The 19,435-nt window shown below is 75.8% G+C and carries 19 protein-coding genes; 8 read left to right on the forward strand and 11 right to left on the reverse strand.

Going from position 1 to position 19,435, the window contains the following annotated elements:
• Positions 1-33: 33 nt before the first annotated feature.
• The 6 genes from AMIR_RS19095 to AMIR_RS19120 are packed head-to-tail and all read right to left on the reverse strand — an operon-like array spanning position 34 to position 7,007.
• Positions 34-1,569, reverse strand: a complete 1,536-nt coding sequence (locus AMIR_RS19095) for a class I adenylate-forming enzyme family protein (RefSeq protein WP_015802596.1) — start codon at positions 1,567-1,569, stop codon at positions 34-36.
• Between the two features lie 11 nt (positions 1,570-1,580).
• Positions 1,581-2,897: an NAD(P)/FAD-dependent oxidoreductase gene (locus AMIR_RS19100; RefSeq protein WP_015802597.1), complete on the reverse strand. Its 1,317-nt coding sequence runs from the start codon at positions 2,895-2,897 to the stop codon at positions 1,581-1,583.
• Positions 2,897-4,084, reverse strand: coding sequence for a UbiA family prenyltransferase (locus AMIR_RS19105; RefSeq protein WP_015802598.1), 1,188 nt, complete (start codon positions 4,082-4,084; stop codon positions 2,897-2,899). The genes AMIR_RS19100 and AMIR_RS19105 overlap by 1 nt, the downstream gene beginning before the upstream one ends.
• A complete protein-coding gene (locus tag AMIR_RS19110; RefSeq protein WP_015802599.1) occupies positions 4,081-4,722 on the reverse strand; it encodes a class I SAM-dependent methyltransferase in 642 nt (213 codons plus the stop codon). The genes AMIR_RS19105 and AMIR_RS19110 overlap by 4 nt, the downstream gene beginning before the upstream one ends.
• A gap of 9 nt (positions 4,723-4,731) precedes the next feature.
• Positions 4,732-5,868: a DegT/DnrJ/EryC1/StrS family aminotransferase gene (locus tag AMIR_RS19115; RefSeq protein WP_015802600.1), complete on the reverse strand. Its 1,137-nt coding sequence runs from the start codon at positions 5,866-5,868 to the stop codon at positions 4,732-4,734.
• Entirely contained in the window at positions 5,865-7,007 is a 1,143-nt protein-coding gene (locus AMIR_RS19120; protein WP_240438567.1) for a DegT/DnrJ/EryC1/StrS family aminotransferase, read from the reverse strand. Before AMIR_RS19120 ends, AMIR_RS19115 begins: the two co-directional genes overlap by 4 nt.
• 251 nt (positions 7,008-7,258) lie before the next feature.
• Here AMIR_RS19120 and AMIR_RS19125 point away from each other — a divergent pair, with 251 nt between their 5' ends.
• The 6 genes from AMIR_RS19125 to AMIR_RS19150 all read left to right on the forward strand — a co-directional run bounded on the left by AMIR_RS19125 (position 7,259) and on the right by AMIR_RS19150 (position 13,123).
• Complete coding sequence (locus AMIR_RS19125; protein ID WP_041836866.1) at positions 7,259-8,287, forward strand: Gfo/Idh/MocA family oxidoreductase; 1,029 nt, start codon at positions 7,259-7,261, stop codon at positions 8,285-8,287.
• A complete protein-coding gene (locus AMIR_RS19130) occupies positions 8,277-9,149 on the forward strand; it encodes a sugar phosphate isomerase/epimerase family protein (protein WP_015802603.1) in 873 nt (290 codons plus the stop codon). Before AMIR_RS19125 ends, AMIR_RS19130 begins: the two co-directional genes overlap by 11 nt.
• Positions 9,146-10,384 (forward strand): M20/M25/M40 family metallo-hydrolase, encoded by a 1,239-nt coding sequence (locus AMIR_RS19135; protein ID WP_015802604.1) that lies wholly within the window; start codon positions 9,146-9,148, stop codon positions 10,382-10,384. Before AMIR_RS19130 ends, AMIR_RS19135 begins: the two co-directional genes overlap by 4 nt.
• Positions 10,381-11,469: an Ldh family oxidoreductase gene (locus tag AMIR_RS19140; RefSeq protein WP_015802605.1), complete on the forward strand. Its 1,089-nt coding sequence runs from the start codon at positions 10,381-10,383 to the stop codon at positions 11,467-11,469. The genes AMIR_RS19135 and AMIR_RS19140 overlap by 4 nt, the downstream gene beginning before the upstream one ends.
• A 278-nt stretch (positions 11,470-11,747) precedes the next feature.
• Positions 11,748-12,635, forward strand: coding sequence for a Gfo/Idh/MocA family protein (locus AMIR_RS19145; protein WP_041838009.1), 888 nt, complete (start codon positions 11,748-11,750; stop codon positions 12,633-12,635).
• Complete coding sequence (locus tag AMIR_RS19150) at positions 12,635-13,123, forward strand: DUF6917 domain-containing protein (RefSeq protein WP_015802607.1); 489 nt, start codon at positions 12,635-12,637, stop codon at positions 13,121-13,123. The genes AMIR_RS19145 and AMIR_RS19150 overlap by 1 nt, the downstream gene beginning before the upstream one ends.
• A gap of 200 nt (positions 13,124-13,323) precedes the next feature.
• On the opposite strand, the gene AMIR_RS19155 is transcribed toward AMIR_RS19150, so the two are convergent.
• The 4 genes from AMIR_RS19155 to AMIR_RS19170 form a co-directional block, all read right to left on the reverse strand.
• Positions 13,324-13,860, reverse strand: coding sequence for an EF-hand domain-containing protein (locus tag AMIR_RS19155; RefSeq protein ID WP_015802608.1), 537 nt, complete (start codon positions 13,858-13,860; stop codon positions 13,324-13,326).
• A gap of 61 nt (positions 13,861-13,921) precedes the next feature.
• A complete protein-coding gene (locus tag AMIR_RS19160; protein ID WP_015802609.1) occupies positions 13,922-15,169 on the reverse strand; it encodes a nucleotide sugar dehydrogenase in 1,248 nt (415 codons plus the stop codon).
• 40 nt (positions 15,170-15,209) lie between these two features.
• Positions 15,210-15,524 carry a hypothetical protein gene (locus AMIR_RS19165; RefSeq protein ID WP_015802610.1) on the reverse strand — a complete coding sequence of 105 codons (315 nt, stop codon included), beginning with the start codon at positions 15,522-15,524 and terminating at the stop codon, positions 15,210-15,212.
• Between the two features lie 400 nt (positions 15,525-15,924).
• Positions 15,925-16,848, reverse strand: coding sequence for a zinc-binding dehydrogenase (locus AMIR_RS19170; RefSeq protein WP_015802611.1), 924 nt, complete (start codon positions 16,846-16,848; stop codon positions 15,925-15,927).
• A 121-nt stretch (positions 16,849-16,969) separates the two neighbouring features.
• Between AMIR_RS19170 and AMIR_RS19175 the strand changes: the two genes are divergently transcribed.
• On the forward strand, positions 16,970-17,590 hold the full coding sequence (locus tag AMIR_RS19175) for a TetR/AcrR family transcriptional regulator (RefSeq protein ID WP_015802612.1): 621 nt from the start codon (positions 16,970-16,972) through the stop codon (positions 17,588-17,590).
• Positions 17,591-17,641: 51 nt separating this feature from the next.
• Positions 17,642-18,682: a PLP-dependent cysteine synthase family protein gene (locus AMIR_RS19180; RefSeq protein ID WP_015802613.1), complete on the forward strand. Its 1,041-nt coding sequence runs from the start codon at positions 17,642-17,644 to the stop codon at positions 18,680-18,682.
• A gap of 30 nt (positions 18,683-18,712) precedes the next feature.
• Here AMIR_RS19180 and AMIR_RS35930 read toward each other — a convergent pair whose 3' ends face one another.
• Complete coding sequence (locus AMIR_RS35930) at positions 18,713-19,339, reverse strand: hypothetical protein (protein ID WP_015802614.1); 627 nt, start codon at positions 19,337-19,339, stop codon at positions 18,713-18,715.
• Between the last annotated feature and the right edge of the window lie 96 nt (positions 19,340-19,435).

Genomic DNA, 19,435 nt, shown 5'->3' on the forward strand with positions numbered 1-19,435 from the left:
CCCCTCGTGGTGTCGCGGCGCTCCTGCGGCGCCTCACGTCCAGCGCCCGCGCGCGTCGGGCTCGACCCGGCCGTCCAGCCTGGCCAGCAGTTCCAGCCTGCGCACCTTCCCGGTCCCGGTGCGCGGCACCTCGTCCCAGCCGAGCACGACCGGGGCCGCCAGCTCGGGCAGGTCGGCCACGGCGGTGCGCCAGCGGCGCTCGCCGATCAGGCCGTCCGAGGTGACCAGCACCGGCAGCGGCGGGCGGCCCGCCGGGGTCAGCAGCACGCACTCGACCACCTCGGGCAGCCGGTTCTCCACCAGGTCCTCGACGTTCAGGCAGCTCACGCCCGGCGTCGAGTCGACCTCCCGGTCGAGCAGGCGCACCGCCCCGGTGCGGCTGATCGAGCCGAGGTCGCCGGTGTTCCACCAGCCGTCGACCTCCTTGGCGCGCCAGCGCTCCTCCTCGCCGAGGTAGCCGGAGCCGAGCGAGGGGGTGCGGGCCAGCAGCAGCCCGACCCGGCCGCGCGGCAGCGGCTCGAACGTCTCCGGGTCGACCACGCGCAGCTTCGCGCCGCCGGGCAGCGGCCTGCCCAGGTGGCGGGTGCTGGGCCGGGGGCCGGTGACGGCGCGGCGGGTGAGGAACCGGAAGGTCAGCGGGCCGGTCTCGGTCTGGCCCCACCCCTGCATCCAGACCGGGTGGTCCTGCCGGGAGGCGTTGAGCATCCGGCGCACCGAGGGCGGGTGCACCGCGTCGTAGGTGCTGACGTACAGCCGGACCCGGCGGAACGGGTTGTCCGGCACGCCCACCACGGTCTGCCAGCGCGCGTACGCCGAGGGCAGCGCCTCCACCACGGTCGGCGGGTGCGCCGAGAGCACCCTGGGCGCGGACGACGGGTCGCTCAGCACGGTGATCTGCGCGGGCGCGGGCGCGAGGGCGCTGGCGGTCCAGCAGAACGTGCGGGCGTGCGCGTAGGAGCTGGCGTTGGCGAGCACGTCGTCGGGCCGCACGCCGATCACCGGCCAGCGCACGGCCTCCTTGCGCGCCAGCCGCAGGACCATGCTGCGGGTGCTGTGCGCGACCAGCTTCGGCACGCCCGTGGTGCCGGAGGTGTGGTTGACCACGAGCGGCTCGTCGTCGTGGCGGCGGTGCGGCGCGGGCCGGGCGCCGCCGCGCACGTCGTCCAGGGTGAGCGCGCCGTCGACGTCGTCGGCCAGCGCGAGCACGGTCCGCGCGCCGCTGCCCGGCAGGGCCCGGTCGGTGACCAGCACCGCCGGGTCGAGCCGCTTGAGCAGGACCTCCAGCACCTCGTCGGACAGGTGCCCGGACAGCTGGGCCGGGATCGCCCCGATCCGGACGGCGGCGCAGGCGAGCAGGTCGTAGTCCCAGTGGTTGCGCTTGACGATCGCGACCCGGTCCCCCGGCCGCGCGCCCGCCGCCGCCAGCCAGCCGGACGCCTCGGCGACCAGGTCGGCGAGGAGCGGGACGGTCAGGTGCGCGCCGAGGTGGGGCGCGATGTCCAGCGGCCGGTCCAGCACCACGGCGGTGCGGTGGCCGCGCTGCGCGCACTCCTCGAACAGCAGTCCCATGTCGTGCGGTCTCACACCAGCTCACCCCTCCTGGCGACGGCGCGGGCCCCGGCGCGCAGGCCGGTGCGGACGGCGGCCTCGCTGCACGGGCTGAGCAGCACCCAGTCGCCCGCGTAGTCCACGGTGGACGAACCGAGCGCGGCGTCGAACCCGGCGCGCAGGCCCAGCGCCCTCGGCGTGGCCTCGGGCAGCCCGTGCCGGAACCGGTGCACCAGCGCGCCGGTGACCGCCTCGCCCAGGCCCGGCGCGAACTTCTCGGTGGCGCGGGTGAGCATGTCGGCGACGTCCGCGTCGGGCAGCCTGGCCAGCCGGGGCGCGAGCACCGGGTTGGCGATCACGGTCAGCAGCCCCTTGCCCTCGGGGGCGCGGCCGGGGTGCTTGAGGTGGTCGAAGGCGATGGCGGAGACGACGTCGCTCTCCGCGCGCGGCACGGTCACCAGGTAGGCGGCGGACGGCAGCGGCCGGTCCAGCAGCAGGTGGACCTTGACCACCGGCGTGAACGTGCAGGCCCGCAGGAACTCCGCCTCCCGCTCGGGCGGGTTGGCGTGCAGGTCCAGCGCGACCGGGGCGGGCACGGCCAGCACGACCCGGCGGGCCGGGACCTCCCGGCCGCCGACCACCAGCCGGGCGCCGTCCCGGTCGGCCACGACCTCGTTGACCCGCGCGGAGGTCTCCACGTCGAGCCGGTCGGCCAGCGCGCGGGCGAGGGAGTCCATGCCGTCCGGGTAGACCCGCCAGGTGGACGCGGTCCCGACCGAGCCGAGCAGCGCCAGCGCGGGCCCGGCGGCCGAGCGCTCGGGCCGCCAGCCGAAGAACCCGGACACCACGGGCTGGAGCAGGTACTCCAGCACGTCCCGGTGGTAGCGGGCCAGGTGCTCGACGACGGTGGCCGTGCCGGAGTCCTCCGGCCGGTCCAGGTCGTGGCCGGAGCCGAGCGCGCGCCGCGCGTCCAGCCGCGCCCGCAGGCCCAGCCCGGCGCCGGTGAGCAGCCCGAGCGCGTCGGCGACGCCGGGCCGGACCCGGCCGCCGCGCCACATCCCGACCCGCCGCCCGATCAGCGGCACGTCGGCGCGGTCGACGCCCAGCTCGGCCAGCAGCGACCAGGTGGCGTCGTAGCCGCGCTCGGGCAGCTGCTCGGCCCCGGTGTCGGCGAGGAAGCCGTCCACGCGCAGCGTCGACATGCGCCCGCCGACGTGGTCGGCCGCCTCGAACACCCGCACCCGGCCGCCCGAGGCGCGCGCGGCGTGCGCGGCGGCGAGCCCGGCGATGCCCCCGCCGACGACGGCGACGTCGAGGTCGCCGTCGAGGTCGTCCCGGTCCAGGTCCATCACCGCACCACCAGGTTGACCACGAGCAGCACGGCGGTGGTGACCCGGTGGGTGTGGATGCCGAGCGTCCGGGCGCGCAGGACGTCACCCCGGCCGAACCCGATCCGCAGCTGCGCCACGCGCAGGCAGAACGTGGGCGTCATCGCCGCCAGGAACCACCAGGGCGCGCCGACGACCGGCGCGACGACCATCAGCGCCATCTCGGCAGTGGTCAGGCCCATGACGAACAGGGCGTTGCCGCTCGGGGTGGTCAGCGCGGCCACGGTCGGGCGGCCCACCGAGCGGTCGCCCGCGACGTCGTTGGTGTTGGAGTAGACGCCGAACAGCAGCGGCCCCATGCCGAACAGCAGGGCCTGCACGAGCGCGAACCCGTCGACCTCGCCGACCGCCAGCCCGTAGGGGGCGAGCACGAGGGCCCAGCCGAGCCCGGCGATGAAGAACTCCTGGAACCCGTGGTAGCTCAGCTTGACGCCCCAGGAGTACTGGAGCGAGAAGAAGTAGGTGACCACGATCAGGACGACCACCCACGGCGGGCTGTGCGGGGCCATCAGGGTCGCGGCGGTCCACAGCGCGGCCCCGACCAGGCCGGTGGCCCAGGCGAAGCCGATGACCTGGCGCTCGGTGAGCGTGCCCGCGACGAGCGGCTTGCGGACGCGCTTGCGCTTGGCGTCGTCCGGGCCGTAGTTGGTGACGTCGCTGCCGTCGCGGAAGCCGGTGAGGTCGTCCAGGGCGACCATGGCGGCGATGACGAACACCTCGCCGAGCAGGAACACGGCGGTGGTGGCCAGCACGTGGCCGTCCAGGCGCAGCGCGGGCGCGAGCAGCGTCCAGACCAGCAGGACGCCGAGGTAGTAGTCGACGATGTCGAGCTTGGCGAGCCGGGCGTAGGCGGCGAGCGGGAAGCGGCCGGTGACGGCGGCCATCCGCTGGGTGGAGCCGATCCGGTGCCCGACGGGCTGCGTCACGTCGTGCGCGGGACGGCCGTGCGCAGGCCGGCCGGGCGCCGGGTCGCCTGACGCCGGGTTGCCTGGCGCCGGGTTGCCTGGCGCCGGGTGGTGGTGCGCGGGCGGGTCGACCACGGCGGGGGTGACGGCGGTGATCTCGGACAGGTCGACGGGCTGGGTCGCCGTGCCGAGCGGCTGGGTGGCGCCCAGCGCGTCCTCGGCGCGGGCGCGCGCGCCGCTCACGCCCGCTCCCCCAGCTCGATCAGGGCCGCGAACGACAGGTCGCCGCCGTAGTCCAGCTCGCGCCGCTCCACCAGCCGCGCGCCGGGCAGCAGCTCCAGGTAGTCGGCGAGGCCGCGCAGCCGCGAGTAGCGGCCGACCGGGACGTGCGCCCGCTCGTACTCGACCAGCACCAGGTGGCGGGCGGAGGCGGCGATCCGGCGGCACGCCTCGGCCAGCTCGTCCTCGTCCAGCACGTGCATGAGCACCCACACGCACACCGCGACGTCGAACTTCCGCCGCGGCACCGGCATCTCCTGCACCGGCGCGCGGTGGAAGTCCACCGTGGACAGCCCGGCGCACGCGGCGCGCGCCAGGTCCAGCATCGGCCCGGTCATGTCCAGCGCCAGCACGCGGGAGGCGCGCGCGGCGATGGTCGGGGTCAGCCTGCCCATGCCGCAGCCGATCTCCAGCGCGGAGCCGACCGGGGCGAGCCGGTCCAGGTGCCCGGCGACGAGCTCTCGGGTGCGCGCGGTGGTGGACTCGGCGAGCGCGGTGGGCTGGGAGGCGCGCATCACGCGGGCCAGCCCGTCGCGGGCGGCCCTGCGCTCCCACTCGGCGGCGACCTCGCCCGCCGTGAGCGCGTGTGTTGCCTGCTGCATCTCTCTCCTTCAGCGGGGCCGCTCGGCGAACCGGCAGACCTGGTCGGCGACGTGCTCGACCTGGGCGTCGGTGAGCCGGGGGTTGATCGGGATGGCGAGCGAGCGCTCGCAGCCGCGCCGGGCGTTCGGCCAGTCGCGGCGCCGGTCGGCGTGCGGGGCGAACGCGGGCTGGTGGGGCAGCGGGGCCGGGTAGTAGGCGTGGCAGCCGACCCCGTTGGCGAGCAGGTGGTCGCGCAGCTCGTCGCGGCGCTCGGCGAGCAGCGAGTAGACGTAGAAGCAGCGCCCGTCCCGGCCGGGCGGCGGCGGGGTGATCCCGAGCGGGGCCAGGTGCGCGAACCGCTCGGCGTAGTAGTCGCCGATGCGGGCCCTGCGCTCCAGCCGCTCCGGGAAGCCGGGCAGCCGGTGCAGCTGGAAGGCGGCCATGACCTCGTCGAACCGGCTGTTCCAGCCCACGGTGTGGTGCACGAACCGGCGCACGCCGTCCTGCCCGTGGTTGCGCAGCACCCGCACCGCGCGGCCCAACGCCGGGTCGCCGGTGACGACCATGCCGCCCTCGCCGGGCATCCCGAACGTCTTGACCTGCACGAACGAGTAGACGCCCGCGTCGCCCCAGGTGCCCGCGGCGCGCCCGCCGAGCACCCCGCCCTGGGCGACGGCGGAGTCCTCCAGCAGCCGGACGCCCGCGGTGGTGGCGATCCGCCGCAGCGCGGGCATGTCGGCCATGGTGGAGAACATGTGCGCGGGCATCACGACCCTGGTCCGCTCGGTGATCAGCGACTCGACCTCGGCCGGGTCGACCACCAGCGTGCGCGGGTCCACGTCGGCGAACACCGGGGTCGCGCCGAGCAGCACGGGCGCGGCGGCCAGCGGCGCGCACCCGTAGGCGGGGACCACGACCTCGTCGCCGGGGCCGACGCCGAACGCCTTGAGCACCAGCACGAGCGCGGACGTGCCGCTGCCGCAGGCCACCGCGTCGGCGGCGCCCACCGAGTCGCGGATCGCGCGCTCCAGCGCGGCGGTGCGCCAGCCGAGGATGAACTTCTGCTCGGGGTCGGTGGCGACCTCGTGCAGCAGCTCCAGGAGCACCTCGCGCTCGTCGTCGAACAGGTCGGTCGGGAAGAACGGGATGGTGGCGGTGGTGGTCACCGGCGGCTCCCCCGGTTCGCGGCGGGCGCGGACAGGTGCAGGTCCGAGGCGGCGTAGAAGTCGCGGATCTCGGCGCAGACCCGGTCGACCTGCTCCTCGGCGAGGTCCGGGTACAGCGGCAGCGCCAGGGCGTGCGCGCACGCGGCCTCGGCGTTGGGGAAGTCGCCGGGCGCGTGCCCGAGGTGCGCGAAGCACGGCTGGAGGTGCAGCGGCAGCGGGTAGTAGGTCTCGGTGCCGACGCCGCGCGCGGCCAGGTGCTCGGCCAGCTCGTCGCGGCGGGCGAACTCGGCGACGTAGACGTAGGCGACCCCGCGCACGGCCTCGGCCCTGGGGAGCACCTCGGGGAGCTTGCGCACGCCGGGAACCCCGGTGAGCCGGGCGGTGTAGCGCGCGGCCAGCTCGGCGCGGCGGCGGATGTCCTGCTCCAGGCGGCCGAGCTTGGCCAGCAGGACGGCGGCCTGGACGTCGTCCATCTTGCTGTTGACCCCCGGCAGCGCGGTGGCCGTGTTGATGGCCGGGAAGTTGTCGGCGGTGGGGCCGGGGCGGCCGTGGTGGCGCAGCGCGGAGACGACCTCGGCGACGCGGGGGTCGTCGGTGATGACCGCGCCCGCGTCGCCGAGCGCGCCGAGGGTCTTGGTGGGGAAGAAGGAGAGCACGCCGCCGAAGCCGTGCAGGCCCGCGTGCCTGCCGCCGTACCGCATCCCGATCGCCTCGGCGCTGTCCTCGACCACGGCCAGGCCCAGCCGGTCGGCGACCTCGCGCACGCCGGTCAGGTCGGCGGTGTGGTGGAACAGGTGGGTGGGCATGACGAACCGGGTGCGCGGCGTGGCGACGGCGGCGACCGAGGCTGGGCTGATGCCGTAGCCGTCCGGCTCGACGTCGGCGAACACCGGCGTGCCGCCCGCGAGGACGACGGAGGTCGCGGTGGCGGCGAAGGAGAACGCCGGGACGACCACCTCGTCGCCCGCGCCGAGGCCGCAGGCGCGCAGCAGCAGGACGAGCGCGTCGGTGCCGCTGTTCACCCCGATCACGTGCCGCGCGCCGGTGTACTCGGCGAGCGCGCGCTCCAATTCGACCACCTTGCGGCCGTGCGAGTACTTGCCGTTCTCCACGACGTCCTCGACGTGGTGCCGCGTCACCGGCCACAATCGTGAAAAAGTCGCGGATTGTGTGAAGAATGGGACCGGCAGGGGTGTCCACCTCCGCTGTCGAAGCACGCGGCGCAGCGTAGGGCAGTCGTGGGGAAGAACTCCCCGAGCGCACTTCATTCACTCTTCCTGGTCAATTAATGGGCGCTAAGTTGACAATTGAGCCCCGTTGTCGAGAACGTCTGCGCCCGAATGGCCCGGCTCTTCGCCGGGTCGCGGGGACTGCGGCAGACGGGGCGGACGTGCGGACACTGGTGATCGGGTTGGGCAGGGCGGGCGCCGAGCTGCACCTGCCGGTGCTGGCGAAGGCTCGGGCCGCGGCGCCCGGCCTGTTCTCCGCCGAGCCGGTGGTGGCCTGCGACCCGCGCCGCGTGCTCGCCGACCGGCCGGGCCTGGTGACCACCGCGACCGCCGCCGAGGCCGCCAAGCTGCTCGACCCGGCGCGCACCGCGGTGCACGTGTGCACCCCGCCGACCACCCGGCCCGAGGTCATCGGCGAGATCGCCGAGCTGGGCTTCCGGAACCTGGTGGTGGAGAAGCCGCTGGCCTCGGACACCGACGACCTGGCGCGCATCGCCCGGCTGCGCCGCAGGCACGGCCTGCGCATCGCCGTGGTCGAGCCGTGGCAGATGAGCTCGCTGACCGCCCGGCTCACCGAGCTGGTGCGCGGCGGGGAGCTGGGCGAGGCGCGCTCGGTGTCGATCGTGCAGAACAAGCCGCGCTTCCGACGCTCGCTCACCGCCCCGAGCCACCCGACCGCGTTCGACGTGGAGCTGCCGCACGGGGTCGGCCTGGCGCTGCGGCTGGCGGGCAGCGCGCGGGTCACCCACGCGGCGGGCTCGGACCTGGCGTTCGGCGACGTGGTGGTGCCCAGGATGGGCGGGGCGCGGCTGGGGCTGCGGCACAACAGCGGGGTGCGCGCGGAGATCAGCTCCGATCTGACCTCGCCGGTGCGCGAGCGGCGGGTGACGGTGGAGTTCGAGCGCGGGCGGGCCGTCGGCCACTACGCGGTGAGCGGCGACGACGACCACTCGCAGCTGACCGTGACCGGGCACGGGCGGCGCGAGCACACCGTGCTGCGGGACGACTCGCTGACCGAGTGGGTGCTGCGCGCCTACCGGCTGTTCCGGGGCACCGGCGACCCGCACTCGCAGGGCTTCGCGTTCGCGGGCGACGTGGTGCGGCTGCTGTCGGTGGCGAAGAACATCAGCGCCGAGCCGGTCGTCCCGTCGGCGCGCGCCGAGAGCAGGACGCCGACCGGTGCGCGCTGACGGCGCTGACGGCGCCGGCGCGCCGGGGTCCGGCCCGCCCGCCCCGGTCGGAGCCGGGGCGCTCGCCGGGATCACCGACGAGGCCGCGTCCGACCTGCCCGGTCAGCTCGCCGCGCTGGCCGAGCTGGGCTGGTCGGCGATCGAGCTGCGCACGGTCGGTGGCGTCGCGGTGGCGGACCTGGGCGACGAGGCGTTCGCGGGCGTGGTGGCCGCGCTGGGCGAGGCCGGGGTGCGGGCGGTGTGCCTGGACTCGCGGATCGGCAACTGGGCGCGGCCGGTCACCGGGCCGTTCGAGCGGGACCTGGCCGAGCTGGAGGTGCTGCTGCGGCGGTGCGCCGAGCTGGGCACCCGGTACGTGCGGATCATGTCCTACCCCGACGACGGGCTCGCCGAACCGCTGTGGCGGGCGCGGGCGCTGTCGCGGGTGCGGGAGCTGGCGGTGCGCGCGGAGGTCGCGGGAGTGGTGCTGCTGCACGAGAACTGCTCCGGCTGGGCGGGCACGAGCGCGGAGCGGGCGCTCGAGATGCTGTCCGAGGTGGACAGTCCGGCGCTGGGGCTGCTGTTCGACACCGGGAACCCCGTCGCGCACGGGTACGACGGGCTCGCGGCGCTGGCGCTGGTCGCCGAGCACGTCGAGCACGTGCACGTGAAGGACGCGGTGGGCGGGCGGTTCGTGGAGCCGGGGACCGGGGACGCGCGGGTCGCCGAGTGCGTGGAGCTGCTGCGCGCCAGGGGTTACCGGGGCGCGTGGTCTCTGGAGCCGCACGTGGCGCTGCGCCCGCACGAGTCGGCCGGGCTGCCCGAGGGCGCGTCCGCCGCGTTCGTCTCGGCGGGCCGGGCGATGTCCCGGCTGCTGCGGTGATCGCCGAGGACCGGGACCTGCTGCTGCGCCTGCTGTCCCTGCCGACGGCCGGCCCCCTGGAGACCGGCGACGAGGTCCACCTGTGGGAGGCGGTGACCGCCTACGCGACCGCCGCCGCCGGGATCGGGTTCCGCACCGAGTTCCTGGGACCGGCCGCGCCGGAGTCGGCGCTGCGCCCGGACGTGCCCGCCGCGGTGCGGGAGGCCGTGCGGCGCGACCCGGACTTCCTGGCGCGCCAACCGAGCCTGGTGCTGCGGCTGGGCCCGGCCGAGCCCTCGGTGATGTTCAACGCGCACCTGGACACCGTGGCCCCGTTCGAGGCCGCCGGGTTCGACGGGACGCGGTTCCACGGGCGCGGCGCGATCGACGCCAAGGGGCCCGCCGTGGCGCTGCTGGCCGGGGTGCGGGCGGCGCTGGCGGAGGAGCCCGCGGTGGGGCGCGACGTCGGCGTGCTGGTGCAGGCCGTGTCCGGCGAGGAGGGCGGGGCCATGGGCGTGTTCGGCACCCGACCGCTGGTGGAGGCCGGTTTCCACGGCGCGCTCAACGTCTTCTGCGAGCCGACCGGGCTGCGCTACCTGACCCGGTGCACCGCCGCGATGACCGCGAGCGTGCGGGTGCGCGGGCAGGACGCGGTCGACGACCGGCCGGAGGCGGGGCACAACGCGACGGTGCTGCTGGGGTTCCTCGCCCAGCACCTGGCGGGCGAGCTGGCCGGGCGGGCGCCGGACGGGCGGCTGTGCGTGGCGGGGCTGCACACCGGGCGGATGCACAACCGGGTGTACGGGAGCGGCGAGCTGCTGCTGAACCTGTCGTACGGCAGCGCGGAGTCGGCGCGGGAGCTGGGCGCGGGCGTGGAGGCGGCGCTGGGGACCGGGTTGGCCGAGTTCCGCCGCCGGTTCGGCGGGGTGCCGCCGTTCGGGCGGACCGCTGCCGACGCGGTCGCGATCACCACCCTGGAGTGGCGCAAGCGCGGCCTGCCCGCGCTGCCGGACCGGGACGTGCCGCTGCTGCGCGGGATCGCGCCGCGCTGGCCCGCGGACGAGCCCGCGTTCACCTGCGACGCGATCTGGCTCGCGGGCGTGCCCGGCGCCGCCACTGCGGTGCTGGGGCCGGGGTCGTTGGGGACGAACAACGCGCACGCTCGGGGCGAGTACGCCGACGTCGCGGAACTGGACCGGTTCACCGAGGTGGTGCGCCGGATCGTGGTGCGCTTCGCGCGGGACGGAGGAGCATGACCGGGACCGTTGTGGTTCCGCACGCGGAACTGCTGGGCGCGGTGGCGTCGGTGTTCGCCGGGCGCGGCCTGGCGCGCGACCGCGCGGCGACCGCCGCCGAGGCGCTGTGCCACGGCGACCTGACCGGCGTGACCTCGCACGGGCTGGTGAACCTGGGCAGGCTGTACCTGCCGCTGCTGGACTCCGGTCGCGCCGACGCGCGCGCGGACCTGGTGGTGGAGCGGGACCTGGGCGCGAGCGTGCTGGCGGACGGGCGACGCGCGCTGGGCCTGTGGTCGGCCGCGCAGGCGGTGGACCTGGCGTGCGCGCGGGCGGCCCGGCACGGGGTGGGCGTGGTGGCGCTGCGCGACGCGACGCACTTCGGCTGCGCGGGCTACCACGCGGCGCGGGCGGCGCGGAGGGGCATGGTCGGGCTGGTGGTGTCGAACTGCGGCGGCCAGCGGATCGCCCGGCCGCCGGGCGGCGCGGTGGCGATGCTGGGCACCAACCCGCTGGCCCTGGCCTGCCCGGCGGGCGACGGCCACCCGTTCGTGCTGGACATGAGCACGACCGTGGTGCCGACCGGGCGGGTGCGGCAGGCGGCGCGGGCGGGCGAGCCGGTGCCGGAGGGCTGGCTGGTCGACGACGACGGCCTGCCGGTGACGGACGCGGGCGCGTTCGACCGGGGCGAGGCGCACCTGCGGTGGTTGGGCGGCGCCCCGGAGACCGGCGGCTACAAGGGGTACGGCCTGGGGTTGCTGGTGGAGGTGCTGGCGGCGCTGGTGCCGGGCGCGGCGGTCGGTCCGGCGCGGGAGGCGCTGACCGGCGACCGTGGCGCGGACGACGGCGGCGCGGACGACGGGATCGGGGTGACGGCGGTGGTGCTCGCCCCGGACGCCCTGCGCGGCGGCTTCGCCGGTGACGCGGCCGGGCTGTTCACCGCCCTCCTGGCCTGCCCGCCGCTGCCCGGCGCGGACCCCGTGGTGTACCCCGGCTGGCACGAGGGCGAACGGGCCGCGTGGCGCCGCGCGCACGGCGTCCCGGTGCCGGAACGGCTGTACGAGGAGCTGCTGGCGGAGGCGCCTGAGCTGCGGGAGGCGGGGTGATGGCGGGGAACGGGAACGGGCGCGAGGGCAGCACCGGGAGTTGCGGGAACGGACTGGGTGGAAGCGGGCTCGACGGGAGCGGGCTCGACGGGAGCGGGCTCGGCGGTGGCACCACGGTCGGTCGAGCCGGGCTCGGTGGTGTGGCAGCGGTGGGCGGTTCACCTCGCGCACGCGGCGCGGGTCCGCACTCCACCGGTTCGGTGTTCGGCGCGACCAGCCCGGTCGGTTCGGGTGAATCCGGCGCCCGCCCGGCGCGGGTCCCCGGCCCCCGAGCGCCGCTGCGGCTCGGGGTGGTCGGGTTGGGGGTGATCTCGCGGTTCTACCTCGCCGCGATCGCCGACGACCCCGCGTTCGAGCTGGCCGCCGTGTGCGACCTGGACCCGACCGCCCTCGCCGCGCACCCCGTCCCCGCCTTCACCGACCACCGGGTCATGCTCGCGTCCGCCGACCTGGACGCGGTCGTGGTCACCACGCCGAACGACGTGCACGCCGCCGTGTGCCGGGACGTCGTCGCGGCCGGGTTGCCGGTGTGCGTGGAGAAGCCGCTCGCCACCGACCTCGCGGACGGGGTCGCGCTGGTCGCGGCGGCGCGGGCGGGCGGGGTCGCGCTGTTCACCGCGTTCCACCGGCGCTACAACAGCACCCTGCTCGCGCTGCGCGACAAGCTCGTCGGCGGACCGCCGGTCGAGTGGCTGCGGGTGCGGTACCTGGAGCGCATCGAGGAGCACGTCGGCGCGGACCGCTGGTACCTGGACGCCGCGCGCTGCGGTGGCGGGTGCGTCGCCGACAACGGGCCCAACGCGCTCGACGTGGCCCGCCTGTTCGTCGGACCGCTGCGGCTCGACTCCGCCGAGGTGGAGCGGGACGCGGCGGGCGTGGACCGCAGGGCGCTGCTGCGGTTGTGGGGAAGCGCGCCGGTGGAGGTCGAGCTGGACTGGTCCTTCCCCGGCGAGCGCAAGGACGTGGAGGTGCGCCTGGCCGACGGGACGGTGCTGCGCGCCGACGCGCTGGAAGGGCACAGCGGGTTCAAGTCCTCGCTGTGGCACGAGTACGCGGGGGTGCTGCGCGACTTCGGGCGCGCGGCGCGCGCGGGGGCGGACTGGGCCGACGGGGGCCTGGCCGCGCTCGCCATCGTGGACGAGGTCTACCGACGGGAGGCTCGGTGATGGAGCGGGACGTGCCGGTGGCGGGACCGCCGGACGGGGCGGCGCGGGTGGCCGGGAGGGGCGACCCGGTGCGCGAGGACGGACCCAAGCGGCCGGTCGGCGGCAGCGTGGTGAAGGTGCTGGTGCACCGGAGGGACGACCGGGGCATGAGCCTGGAGCCGTTCGCGAGCCGGTGCGTGCGGCGCGGCGAGGTGCACGAGCTGGTCACCACCGACCACGCGGAGACCTCGGCGGGCGCGCGGGTCGACCGGGTCGGGTTCCTCGGGTTCGTGGAGATCGAGGACGCGGGCGTGCTCGACCGGGGCGACGAGGTGTGGATCGGCGGCGAGCTGGTCGGCCGGGTGCTCGGCTTCGACGCCTGCCACCACCCGAACCACTACAACATCCTGATCAACGCGGCGGAGGTGCGCACGGGCGCGGACCTGGGCCTCAAGCCCGAGGTGGGCGTCCTGTTCAGCCAGGCGCCGGAGGCGGTGCGCATGGTCTGAGCCCGCACACGGGGAACTTCGACCCGCTCCCGCGCGGCAACGCGGGGGCGGGTTCTTCCTTGCCCGGCAACGGTTCCGCGGACGGTCGGCACCCACGACCGGCGCCCGTGGCCGGCGCCCGGAGCCGCCGGGGACGCGGAAAAGCCCCCGGCATGCGCCGAGGGCTCTCCTACCGGCTCAGGCCGGACAGCGGGCCCGGTTCAGCGGCCCAGCAGCGGCACGTCCAGGGTGCCGAAGTGGTACGCGCGCACGGCGTCCACCAGCTCGTCGATCGACAGCATCCCGTTGCCGTCGGTGTCGATCTGCGCGAAGGCCTCCTGCGCGGACATGTCGTCCACGCCGATGACCCTCAGGTACTTCTCGAACTCGACCGGGTTGATCTGGCCGTCGCCGTCGGTGTCGATCAGGTTCATGATCGCCTGGATGGTGGGCCGGACCGCGCGGCTGAAGCCCGCGTCGCCGCCCTCGAAGACCTCGGCCTCGACGACCTGCATGAACTGCTGCTTGTTCATCGCGCCGTGCGGGCCGACGCCCGCCTTCTCCGCGAAGTACTCGAACATCGCGGTGAAGGAGCTGATGAGGGCCTTGCCCTGCGGGGTAGAGGCGTCCTCGCCGAAGGCGCGCAGGATGTTGTTCGCCTCGGTCTCGTAGTCGGACCGCTCGTTGAGGCCGTTGTGGTTGCTGTCCCACATGTCGAAGCGGCGCTCGAGGCGCTCCTGCATGATGCCAGTGGACATGTGCTTCCCACTTCTCGTAGTCGGTGTGGTGCGTGGCGCGCTGACGCCGGGCGGCGCGGTCCTAGAGGCGCTGGACCGCGATGCCCGGCACTCGGCCGGTGACGTCCAGCAGGAGGCGCGCCCTCCTGGCCAGACGGCCGAGCTCGTACCCGCCGTGGGCGACGAGCAGGACCACGAGGTCCGCGTCGCGCACGGCGGAGTCCAGGTCGGGCACGGGTGGCCCGAGTTCCGGCAGTGGTGCGGCGAGCGGGTCGTGGTAGGACACCGCGGCCCCGCGCGCGTGCAGGCGGGCGGCGACCTTCGGGGCCGCCGACTCGCGGGTGTCGGGCACGTCCGGCTTGTAGCCGGTGCCCAGGAGCAGGACGTGCGCGCCGTCGAGCGGCTTGCCGTGGCCTGCGAGCATCCGCTCGACGCGGTCCACGACATAGCCGGGCATGGAGGCGTCGACGCGCAGCGCGGCCTCCACCAGGCTCAGGCCCGCGCCCTCGCGGCGGGCCAGGTCGAGCAGGTAGAGCGGGTCGACGGGGATGCAGTGGCCGCCGACGCCCGCGCTGGGCGAGAACGGCATGAACCCGAACGGCTTGCTGGCCGCGCAGTGCAGCACGTCCCACACGTCGAGGCCGAGCCGCTCGCAGAACACGGTGATCTCGTTGACCAGCGCGATGTTCACGTACCGGTAGGTGTTCTCCAGCAGCTTGGCCATCTCGGCCTCGCGGGTGCCCCTGGCGACCACGAGGGTGTCGACGAACCGGCCGTAGAACGCGGCGCAGTGCTTGGCGCACAACGGGGTGTGGCCGCTGACGACCTTGGGGGTGTTGGTGATGCCGTAGCGGCGGTTGCCGGGGTCGACGCGCTCGGGGGAGAACGCGAGCGGGAAGTCCTCGCCCGCGACCAGGCCGGCGCTCTCCAGGATCGGCCGGACGACCTCGTCGGTGGTGCCGGGGAAGCTGGTGGACTCCAGCACCACCAGGGTTCCGGGCGTGAGGTGGTCGGCGACGGTCCGCGAGGCGGCGCGCACGGCGCCCAGGTCGGGCCTGCCGTCGACGCCGAGGCCGGTGGGGACGCAGAGGACGACGGTGTCGGCGGTCGCGATCACCGAGGGGTCGGTGGTGGCGGTGAACCCGGCGTCGAGCATGGCCGCCAGTCGCGCGTCGTGGACGTCGGGGACGTGCGAGCGGCCCGCGGTGAGCCCGTCGACGACGGTGGCCGAGGTGTCGAGGCCGACGACGGTCAACCCCGCCGCGCCTGCCGCGGCGGCGAGGGGGAGGCCGACGTAGCCGACCCCCACCACGACGAGATCAACGGACACTGCCGCCCTTTCGGTGTGCTCGGTGCGGTGCTCGCGCCGGTCAGACGCGGAAGCTGCCCGCGATGGGCGTGACGTGCGAGCCCGAGTTGGGGGCGACGCTGAGCGAGAGGGTGAAGCAGAACGGGTCGGCGTAGATGGCCACGTTCTTGGTGGTGAGGTTGGACAGCACGTGCGCGCCGAGGGGCAGCGAGTAGCACTTGGTGGTCTCGGGGATCTCGTACACGCGCAGGTTCTGGAACTCGGTGGAGAAGACGACGACGATGTCGTGGTCGGCCGCCTGGGCCGCGGGGGCGCCGAAGGCGGTGAGAGCGGTGAGCACGGCCGCGCCGAGCGCGGTGGCCGCGATGCGCTTCATGATGATTCTCCCGGTCTGGAATTGCTGTGCTGCCGGGAAACTAGCAGTCGGCCGGGCCGCCGGTTCTGTCCGAAGTGGAACACCACTCGCGCAGGTTGCCTTGTGCTGCAACGGGTTCACCCTACCGGCGGAGGACATGACCGAAACGGTGGTCATCCGCCCGATAAAACCAGCGAGCATCACCACTTAGGGGGAAGGCTTCGATCACGCTGCGACACCGCCTGGGGGTGAGAACGACGAACCGGGGTGATTCCGGCGAACCAGGCGGTGACCGGGGTGGACTTCCGGGACGTGGTGGTGTCCGGTTCGGCCGCCCGACGCCCGGACGAGCGCGCGACCGAGCGCGCCGCAGGGCGGTGGACCCCCTGCGGCACAACGGTTTCCCCGGGGGCGGCGGGGGCTAGTCGACCTCCAGCACGGCCTTGCCGCGCAGCCGCCCGTCCAGCAGGCCCGCAACAGCCTCGTCCGCCCGCGCCCACGAGCCGCGCCAGGCCACGCCCGCGTCCAGCTCGCCCGACGCGACCCGCGCGGCCAGCCAGCCCAGGTCCTCGTCGAGTCCGGGGCCGCTGGCGGGCAGGAAGAAGGTCGCGATGACCCGGTCCGGCTGGAAGGTCCCCTCGAAGGCCGCGCCGTCGAACACCGACTGGCCGCCGGAGGCCCGGCCGACCGAGACGAGCGTGCCGCCGGGCCGGAGCAGGGCGTGCGCGGCCACCAGCGCTGGTCCGCCGACCAGTTCCACGACGCCGTGCACCGGCCCGGTGGCCAGGTCGGGGCCGACCACCTCGTGGGCGCCGAGCGCGCGCAGCCCCTCGGCGTGCGCGGCCGGGTCCGAGGTGGCCGCGACGACGTGCGCGCCCGCGCGGCGGGCGAGCTGGAGGGCGTAGCGGCCGACGCCGCCGGTCGCGCCGGTGACCAGCACCCGGCGGGCCAGCAGCGGGCCGAGGCGGTGCAGCGCGCGCAGGGCGCTGCCCGCCGCGACCGGGACGGTGGCGACGGGGCCGAGGTCCGCGCCCTCGGGGACGGGGCCGAGGTGGGCGGTGTCGACGGCGCGCAGCTCGGCCCAGGCCCCGGCGAGCCCGAGGGTGACCACGGGCGTGCCCTCGGCGGGTCCGGAGCCGTCCTCGGCGGCGCGGACGACGACGCCCGCCGCGTCCCAGCCGGGCACGGCGCCGCCCGGCAGGTCGGCGAGACCGGCCAGCTCGCCGGGGTTGAGGGAGGTCGCGACGACCCGCACGAGCGCCTGGCCGGGCGTGGGCACGGGGTCGGGGGCCTGCCCCTGGCGCAGGTGGCGCGGGACGGAGTGGTCGACGAGCAGTGCGCGCACTTCGGGTCCTCCTCGGGAGGGGGCGGGGTCGCGACCGACCCTAGCGGAAAAATGCCACCTAGTGGCACAAGCCTCCGAGGGGCTCACCGAGCGCGCCCGGCCCGCGCCTTAGACTCGCCGCGTGGAGACGCTGCGCGAGCGCAAGAAGCACCGCACCCGCGAGGCGCTGATCGCGACCGCGCTGGAGATGTTCACCGACCGGGGCTTCGCGGCGACGACCCTGGACGAGCTGTGCGAGCGCGTCGAGGTGTCCAAGCGGACGTTCTTCCGGTACTTCGCCAGCAAGGAGGACGTGGCCACGGCGCCCGCCCACGACATGTGGCGCGCGTTCCTCGACCGCCTGGCGCGGGACGAGGGGCGCGGGAAGGTCGTGGACCTGCTGCAGGAGGCCCTCCTCGCCACCCTGGAGGACATGCCGGACGACGGCTGGGCCGACCGGCTCCTGCTGAGCAGGCAGCTGGCCGCCCGCACCCCGTCGATGGACGCGCACGGCCTGTACTTCTGCGACCGCACGAGCCTGGCCGCGCTGGAGGTCCTGCACGGCCGCACCGGTCTGACCCCGGACGACCTGCGGCTGCGGCTGGCGGTGGACGTGCTGGTGGCGGCGTTCCAGCGGGCGCAGGAGCGCTGGGCGGCGCTGCCGGGGTCGCCGGGCAGGGCGGAGCTGGTGGGGTGCGCGCGCGAGGCGTTCGCCGCGGTGCCCGGCATCTTCGCGATCGCCGTGGGCGAAACGGCGGACTAGCCGGTCCGAAGCGCCCCTCCCCCGCGCCCTCCCCGTGGTAGACCCGGTGGTGTGGGTTCCGACCGGTGGGCGTCGCGGGCGCTGGCCCTGCTCGACGCCGAGCGCCTGGCCGCCGCGCCGACCCCGGTGCTGCGCTTCGACCTGCCCGCCGGTTGGGGCGTCGAGCTGCTGCTCAAGGACGAGTCCGCGCACCCCACCGGCACCCTGAAGCACCGCTCGGCCCGCGCGCTGTTCCGGCACGCCATCGCCTCCGGGCAGCTCACCGAGTCCGGGGTGGCGGTCGAGGCGACCGGCGGCACCGGGGCGCTCGCCCAGGCGCACTTCGCCCGACTGCTGGGCGTGCGGCACGTCGTGGTCGTGCCCGGCCGCCACCGGCGGGTCACCGGTTTCACCCCGCGCTTCTTCACCCCGCCCGCCGGGGTGCACGAGGAGGCGCGCAGGCTCGCCGCCGAGCTGGGCGGGCACCACCTGGACCAGCAGTCGAACGCGGCGCGGGTGGTCGACTGGCGCGGGGACGACCTGGCGGGCGAGCTGTTCGCGCAGGTGGGCGAGCCGGACTGGGTGGTGGTCGGCGCGGGCACGGGGGCCACGTCGGCGTCGCTGGGCAGGCACGTGCGGGAGCGCGGGCTGCGCACGGGCCTGGCGGTGGTGGACCCGGAGCACTCGGCGCACTTCCCCGGCTGGGTGACCGGCGCGCCCGACTACGCGACCGGGATGCCGTCGCGGATCGAGGGCATCGGGCGGCCCGCGATGGGGCCGGGGTTCCTGCCGGGGGTGGCGGACCTGGTGATCCCGGTGCCGGACGCGGCGTCGGTGGCCGGGGCGCGGCTGGTCAGGGCGCGGACCGGGCTGGCGGTGGGCGGCTCGACCGGGACGAACCTGTGGGGCGCGCTGCACCTGGTGGCGCGGTTGCGCGAGCGCGGGGGCGGGCGGGTGGTGACGCTGGTGTGCGACGCGGCGGAGCGGCACCTGGCGACGTACCACGACGACGGCTGGGCGCGGGACAAGTCGCTGCTGCCCGGCGCGCACGCGGCGGTGCTGGAGGAGTTCCTGGCGGGTGGGCCGTGGCGGTGGGGCGGCGGGACCGGGTAGTCCCGCCGCCCCCTCGTCAGCCGGGCGGGATCAGCCGGCCGGGGTGGGCTGCGCCGGGGCGGTGCTGGTCGGCTCGGGCCGCACCTGGGTGGAGCCCGGCTGCGCCGGGGCGGTGCTGGTCGGCTCCGGGACCGCGCTGGACGACGCGGGCGGGACCACGGTGCCGCGCGTCGGCGACGGGGTGGCGCTGGGCGGCCACACCTGGATCGGCCCGCAGGTCAGGTCGGCGGGCAGGTCGCCGCGCTCGTCGCCGCTCAGGTAGACGGCGCTGACGTAGTGGCGCCTGCCGGAGGCGCCGAAGCCGACCGCGACCCAGATGTCGTTGGTGATGCCGTAGTCGGTGATCGTCTGACCGCGCGTCCAGCAGTGGGCGGGCAGCTCCTGGTCGGCGGTGGTCCGGCCCACCACGTCGCAGGACGTGCCCTGGCACTCGCGGATGTTCGAGGACACCCACGGCGTGACGGTGTGCCCGGCGGGCGCGGGCGTCGAGCCGGGGGTGGCCGCCGGGGTGGAGGCGGGCGTCGACGCGGGGGCCGTCGAGCCGGGGGTGGCCACGGGGGCCGTCGACGACGGCTGCGCCAGCGCGACGCCGCCCGCCAGCCCGGCGCCCAGCAGCACGGCCAGCCCGGTGGCGGCGGAGAGCTTCAGGGTTCTCATGATCTTCAGATAGGGCCCCGGTCCCGCCCCGGGTTGCACGGGAGCGCAAGAACCCCCGAACCGCCGTCCGCGCGGGCCGGTCCCGCGCACGGCCGC

The organism is Actinosynnema mirum DSM 43827 (genome assembly GCF_000023245.1).
GTDB lineage: Bacteria > Actinomycetota > Actinomycetes > Mycobacteriales > Pseudonocardiaceae > Actinosynnema > Actinosynnema mirum.

Bases quoted from the DNA above. Each gene is read 5' to 3' on its own strand.
- AMIR_RS19095 (WP_015802596.1), bottom strand. From the start codon at position 1,569: ATGGGACTGCTGTTCGAGGAGTGCGCGCAGCGCGGCCACCGCACCGCC.
- AMIR_RS19100 (WP_015802597.1), bottom strand. From the start codon at position 2,897: ATGGACCTGGACCGGGACGACCTCGACGGCGACCTCGACGTCGCCGTC.
- AMIR_RS19110 (WP_015802599.1), bottom strand. From the start codon at position 4,722: ATGCAGCAGGCAACACACGCGCTCACGGCGGGCGAGGTCGCCGCCGAG.
- AMIR_RS19140 (WP_015802605.1), top strand. From the start codon at position 10,381: ATGACCGGGACCGTTGTGGTTCCGCACGCGGAACTGCTGGGCGCGGTG.
- AMIR_RS19150 (WP_015802607.1), top strand. From the start codon at position 12,635: ATGGAGCGGGACGTGCCGGTGGCGGGACCGCCGGACGGGGCGGCGCGG.
- AMIR_RS19155 (WP_015802608.1), bottom strand. From the start codon at position 13,860: ATGTCCACTGGCATCATGCAGGAGCGCCTCGAGCGCCGCTTCGACATG.
- AMIR_RS19165 (WP_015802610.1), bottom strand. From the start codon at position 15,524: ATGAAGCGCATCGCGGCCACCGCGCTCGGCGCGGCCGTGCTCACCGCT.
- AMIR_RS35930 (WP_015802614.1), bottom strand. From the start codon at position 19,339: ATGAGAACCCTGAAGCTCTCCGCCGCCACCGGGCTGGCCGTGCTGCTG.